At 67.3% G+C, this 4,273-nt stretch carries 6 protein-coding genes; 2 read left to right on the forward strand and 4 right to left on the reverse strand.

Annotated features, from left to right (window positions below; all coding sequences use genetic code 11):
- The first annotated feature begins 586 nt into the window (after positions 1-586).
- On the forward strand, positions 587-757 hold the full coding sequence (locus VIM26_RS26955) for a VanZ family protein (RefSeq protein ID WP_414696427.1): 171 nt from the start codon (positions 587-589) through the stop codon (positions 755-757).
- Positions 758-872: 115 nt separating this feature from the next.
- Here the strand turns inward: VIM26_RS26955 and VIM26_RS01630 are convergent, their stop codons facing one another.
- The gene (locus VIM26_RS01630; protein WP_331948567.1) at positions 873-1,310 is read right to left on the reverse strand and encodes a hypothetical protein; all 438 of its coding nucleotides are present in this window, start codon (positions 1,308-1,310) and stop codon (positions 873-875) included.
- A gap of 283 nt (positions 1,311-1,593) precedes the next feature.
- Between VIM26_RS01630 and VIM26_RS01635 the strand changes: the two genes are divergently transcribed.
- Positions 1,594-1,827 (forward strand): ribbon-helix-helix protein, CopG family, encoded by a 234-nt coding sequence (locus tag VIM26_RS01635; RefSeq protein ID WP_331948568.1) that lies wholly within the window; start codon positions 1,594-1,596, stop codon positions 1,825-1,827.
- A 539-nt stretch (positions 1,828-2,366) separates the two neighbouring features.
- Here the strand turns inward: VIM26_RS01635 and VIM26_RS01640 are convergent.
- From VIM26_RS01640 to VIM26_RS01650, 3 genes are all read right to left on the reverse strand, one after another.
- Positions 2,367-2,618, reverse strand: coding sequence for a hypothetical protein (locus VIM26_RS01640; RefSeq protein ID WP_331948569.1), 252 nt, complete (start codon positions 2,616-2,618; stop codon positions 2,367-2,369).
- An 11-nt stretch (positions 2,619-2,629) separates the two neighbouring features.
- On the reverse strand, positions 2,630-3,181 hold the full coding sequence (locus tag VIM26_RS01645) for a hypothetical protein (RefSeq protein ID WP_331948570.1): 552 nt from the start codon (positions 3,179-3,181) through the stop codon (positions 2,630-2,632).
- A gap of 385 nt (positions 3,182-3,566) precedes the next feature.
- Entirely contained in the window at positions 3,567-4,031 is a 465-nt protein-coding gene (locus VIM26_RS01650; RefSeq protein WP_331948571.1) for a hypothetical protein, read from the reverse strand.
- Positions 4,032-4,273: the final 242 nt, after the last annotated feature.

Here is a 4,273-nt window from a genome sequence, read left to right on the forward strand (position 1 = left end):
GGGCCGTTGCGCTTCGATGGACGTCATCACGCTCTCGTCGCCAACAAAAAAGGGCAACCCCGGCGGGCCGCCCAAAACGCATGATCACCCTCAGTGACGCCAACCCACCCCCACGTGGTCACCCACGGTGTCGCTCAACACCACCCCGCATGCGATGCACCCGAACGCGCCGAGAAGCAACCATCGATTCAGGCGCGCCCAGACGGGACGTGGGTCGCCAGCGGTCACGGGGCTCATGCGCACATCGTGCCAGGATCGCGCCAACGACGCTTGGCCGCTCCAGGTCCCAGGCAACATTGCGAATACGACGAGGAGTGGGACGGCAAGCACAAGCCAACCGGGTAAGCGCGCCAGGCGTCGGGTGATGACGCTGGTGGCGTCAGTGTCGGGTGAACTGAGGATCAAGTCGACCCGTAGTGCAGCTGTCTGAGCCGCCGTGCTCGCAGACACCCCATAGCGGTCGCTCAGTGCCGTTCCGGCCGGCGCATGAGTGGCGCTATGCGGCGAGTCGGCGCTGGCTGCCGCAGCAGATTTTGGGTGAAGAGGCGCTGGAGGCCGGTGTCCTCGCGCTCTCGTCACGATCGAATTGTTGCAACTCGCGTCGGGTCGCAGCGCTGACGTCGACGACGTCATCCTCAACACGGCGGGCGCGGCAGCCGGCACGCTCCTCTGCCTGCTCGCCGCGAGGCTCAGGCAGCAGCGACATTCACGCCGAAAGGTCCTCGTAGAACCTCCGAGGCCAACGACGGCAACGTAGCTGTCGTTCTGCAACGGCCTGTCGGCGCACATTTGCTGCGGCGAGACGCCTTGCTACCAACGGTCGAACCGGACGCGGGGCGCTGACGAGCGCAAGACGGAGCTGGCAGGAGGTGTCAGCCGATCTGGAGCTCGCACGCTGCGCTGGATGCGCCGTCGACGGCGAACCGCAAAAGGAGGCGCTTCGCACCGTTCGCGGGCAGCGCGTGCCGCCACTCCGCATGCCACTCAGAGCCGGAGCCAGCGACCTGGCCATCGAGCTTCTGCAGCTGCTTGCCGCTGTCGTCCGACACGGACATCTGAACTCGCGCGAGTAGATTCCCCGGCATCTGCGGGGGCGGTCCGGCCACGTCGTGGCCGTGCGCCTTGACGGCGTTGCCCCAGGCATCGAACTCGCGCTCCCACTGCAGATCCCTGCGATCCGTCGCGGCGTCTCGGACACCGTCCCACTCGAACTGAATGACCTCCTCGCCGAGGGCGGCACGGGTGAAGACCACCCGCACGCCGTCGACCGTGGCCACAGTGAAGTCCTCCGGCACCAGCAGATCACCCATAGGGTGACGCTAGCGAGGCCAGCCCAAATTGGTAAGTGTGTGACCTGAGCTCACTTGGTGCTCACCCGAGTCCGCGACTGTCGCCCGCGACTTACCTGTCGAACCACTCGGCGGCGTTATGTGATGTTCAATGGCCAGCGCGCGGCATCCCCCGAGGCGCCTTCTGGCCACTGAGTCGTGGTGCTCGCAAACGGGTTCTGCATCGACGTGTGGGCAGACTCTGTTGCCGTGGGCGACGGGCCCACCTCTGGAACCGTCATCTTTTTCGTCATACGATATCCGCATGGTGAGTGACGAGCAGATTCAGCAGTGGGCTGACGAGGCCGAGGCGGGCTACGACGTGGACGTTCTCAAGCGTCGGGGTCGTGGGCGCCCTGGTCGTGGGGCTGAACCGATGCACGTCGTGGCCGTCCGACTGACCGCCGAGGAGCTCGACGCGCTCGACGTGGCGGCAGCCAAGCACGACATGAGCAGGTCCGAGGCGATCCGGGCTGCGCTGGCCCACTTCGCTGGGTGAAGGTCCACCGCAGCGCGCTCAAGCACGGCGTCTCGCCGGACGATGCAATCCAAGCGGCAGAGTGGCCGCTGTGGATCGAGCCCCTCGACGAGGACAGCGCCACCCGCCGAGAACGGCGACGAGATGGTCATCCACGCGATGCCGGCTCGCAGGAAGTACCTCGACCTCCTGCCGTAGTGACCGATATCCGCATCCGGGCCACTCGTCGGCACGCCCTGCCGGGTCGCTCGATGTCATATATCGGTTGCTCCGCTCCGTTGTGCAGCGTCGCCGCGCCGACACACGTTCCCGCGGGAACGTTCCGATTCGGAGGATCGCCCGAGCGGTCAGCATGTGAACGATTTCGTCTCGAGTCTCAGGATGAGACGTTCCCGCTGGAACGCTTTGCCCGTCCTTCCAGGGTCGCTGCTCGTCCTGGGTAATGCACAGGCCGCCGCATAGCGGTCGCTCAGTGCTGGTCCAGTCGGCGACTTGCGCGCCCCACGGGCGGGTTCTGCGTTGTGAGCCGGGCGGCAGCCAAGAATACTGACCCTGCTCGGCTACGAATCGAGAGTCCCGTCGTCCGTTTGTCCCGGCGGTATGGAGTCGTCTTCGGGGATCGGCGCGGAGAACGGCCGGAGCAGGTGGAGGGGCCGGTCGATGCCGGGTATCGAACCACTGATCGAGATCCACCACACATCGCTGACGCTGAGGTCTGCACCTCCGGGGCGCCTGGTCGCCGCCCGTCCGACCAGCGCTGCGGGCAGGACGAGCAGCGCGGCCACGCCCAGCGCGACACCGGACTCCAGCACGACCCCCAGGGTCAGTTCGGACCCGCGGCTTCGAGCCGCGCCTCGCCCGCCGGACCGACGGCCAGGCCCGAACCGTTCGACGGGCTGGGTCCTACGAGGTGCAGCGCCTGGGGCGCGAACAGGGTGGTCACCACCGATGCCGCGGCGACGAACACGAGGAGCGGCACGGCGTACCACAACGCCGACCGGGCCATCAGCCGCGGGTGGGGAGCGTTCCGCTCGACCAGATCCCCTTCGCGGGGCCGCTCTCCCTTGTGCGGCGCGACGTGTTTGATCCGGGCGGCGCGACGGTGATTCACGAACATGCCGACGATCACGTAGGGCGAGGACCCCGCGAGAACCACCCAGTGGCGCGGCCAGAAGAAGAGCAGAAGGCAGGTCGCCAGCACCAGCGGGAGGAATCGGAGCCGCACCCAGGACCGCAGCGGGAACCAGTACCCGTCGATGTCGTCGCGCGCCCACGGCCGGTACGCCACCGGGATGCGCCGGTCGAACAGCAGGTAGGCCAGCCAAATGCCCAGTGCCGGGTGCCCGCGCCGGCGCCTCGCCCACCCGTCGCGCACGAGGCGGAGCGCGGTCCGCGCTCACGCGGGACGCGTCCGGCCCGGCGAGGTCGACCACCCGCCCGAGCAGCTCCGCACCGTGCTCGACGCGCCACCGACGCGGGTAAGCGCGCATCCAGAACTGGGCGCTGCGCGCCACAGGAGAGCTCGCCGCTCCACCCGTCCGGCCCGCCGGGCCGATTGTCCGGAATGTCATGGTGACATCCGAACACGGGACGGGGCAGGTCGACAAATGTCGAGTCCCCGCCCGAACGCGGGACGCGGAAGCCGATCAGTACGCGTGGGCGTCGGAACGATGGCTTCGGCCTATGCCGCTGCCCTCGTGTCGGCGCTTCGTGAAAACTGACAACTGTCATCAGCTTCGTCCTCGTGTCTGATTGGCAACTCAGGCACGAGGTGTTTCACCGACTGCTGCCCATTCCTGCAGGCGGAGGATCAGCTCGGCAGGTTTCCGATCGAGGGCCGGTAGGCGCGCAACGCGGTCATGTGTCTGTATCAGGACCTGCGCGCTCCACGAGGGTTGGCCGGCGACGTCACCTCTCACCGCGACGATGTCGACCCTGGCCAGCGACAGGGGCCGGAACCAGCGTCGCAACTCAAGGGTTTCGTCTCGAAGGATCAGAGCGACACGTGGGCTGGAGACAGCCATCCAGCCGTACGAGCCCAGACTCACGGCGGAAATCACCGTCATGACGAGAAAGAGCGGCTTGCGCTCTGTCACCGCTTGGCCGCCCCACACGAGAAATTGCACGGCCCAGAGCACGAGCTGCAGCCGCAGGAACTTCAACAGCGGCACTCCGGTCGCGATCACTGTGTCCGCCGCATCCACGTCCCGCTCCGGTTCGCTCACGAACGCATGTTTGCACGCGACGCCGAGTGACGCCACAACGCTCGAGAAGCCGACAGAATCGGCTGGTCAGGCCCCAATGGACGTAACTTAAGGTCCACGCAGGCGGGATCCAGAGGAGGATCCCCGCTCGGGGGCGACTGGCAGGGGGTCCTAAGTTGCGACCATTGGGGCTTGGCGGGTCGGGCCCGGTTGGTTCTCGGCGGCTCGGCCGACTCGGTGGGCTACGCGGCCTCGGGGGACCT

The organism is Pengzhenrongella sp. (genome assembly GCF_036565025.1).
In the GTDB taxonomy this organism is placed as follows: Bacteria; Actinomycetota; Actinomycetes; order Actinomycetales; family Cellulomonadaceae; genus Pengzhenrongella.

What these genes read in the sequence shown, in the direction of transcription:
- VIM26_RS01635 (WP_331948568.1), top strand. Translation starts at nt 1,594, where the DNA reads ATGGTGAGTGACGAGCAGATTCAGCAGTGGGCTGACGAGGCCGAGGCG.
- VIM26_RS01630 (WP_331948567.1), bottom strand. Translation starts at nt 1,310, where the DNA reads ATGGGTGATCTGCTGGTGCCGGAGGACTTCACTGTGGCCACGGTCGAC.